Source organism: Bradyrhizobium sp. Ai1a-2 (assembly GCF_000426245.1).
Classification (GTDB): domain Bacteria; phylum Pseudomonadota; class Alphaproteobacteria; order Rhizobiales; family Xanthobacteraceae; genus Bradyrhizobium.
This window is the reverse complement of sequence record NZ_AUEZ01000243.1, coordinates 1-1,070: the sequence shown is the minus strand read 5'-3', so window position 1 is coordinate 1,070 and position 1,070 is coordinate 1. Positions and strand designations below refer to the sequence as shown.

General features: G+C 62.7%; 1 pseudogene. It reads left to right on the top strand.

The features are described 5' to 3' along the window. Positions 1-157: 157 nt before the first annotated feature. A pseudogene (locus K288_RS49240) lies at positions 158-977 on the top strand (IS66 family transposase); the annotation flags it as partial. Positions 978-1,070: the final 93 nt, after the last annotated feature.

Here is a 1,070-nt window from a genome sequence, read left to right as displayed (position 1 = left end):
GCGTCAATCAGGCGGTCTTCGTCGTATGCGTACGGCGCTTCTGGCCGGCATGGATTGGACACGCATGCATGTGCCTCGAATCCCGCAGCCGAAAGCACTTGCGTAGGAGATAAAATCTTCGCTGCATCGGGGCGCGAAGCATGGCAGACTCAGGCCAATGAGTGATTTGCCTGATGAGCTGCCGAGCGAACCGGCCGAGTTGCGCGTCTTTGCCGCGGCTCTGCTGGATCGCTGCGCCAGGCTCGAGCGGTTGCTCAAGCTTGCGAAGGATGCGCAGTTCGGTCGATCGTCGGAAAAGCTCGACGCTGATCAGCTCCAGCTTGTTCTGGAGGATATCGATGGTGCCGTTGCGGCTCTCGAAGCAGTCGAGGATCGCACCGATCCCAGAACACGCGAGAGGAGAGCTGCAGAGCGCAGAGCCAATCGTGGCAAGCTGCCGGAGCATTTGCCGCGCATCGTTGAAATCCTGATGCCGGCCGCAACCTGCTGCCCGTCCTGCAAAGGCGATCTCGTTGAGATTGGTTGCGATGAGAGCCAAAGGCTCGACGTCGTTCCGGTGCAGTACCGGGTGATCGTGACCCGCCGGCCCAAGCTGGCCTGCCGCGCCTGTCACGGCGTCGTTCTCCAGCACGCTGCGCCCGAGCGATTGATCAGGGGAGGATTGCCCACCGAGCGGCTGGTCGCGCATGTGATCGACGCCAAGTATCATTGGCATTTGCCGCTTTACCGCCAGGCGCAGATGCTGGCGACCCACGGAATAGCGCTCGACCGTTCCACGCTCGCCTTCTGGGTCGGCTATGCCGCCCAGGAGTTGAAGCCCTTGTGGCACCGTCTGCGCGAGCTTCTGCTCGCCTCCCCGAAGCTCTGTTTCGATGAGACCCCGGCGCGGGTGCTGGATCCTTGGGCGCGGCAGGACCAAAACCGGTTACTTCTGGGCGCTCTCGCGCGATGACCGGCCGTGGGCCGGACCTGATCCGTAAGCGCGATTTTCCCCGCACGTTGACGCCGGCGGTTTTGATGGATTGCCCTAGTATCGGGGCGATACCGGTCCGTTCAGGCAGTGGCGGCTT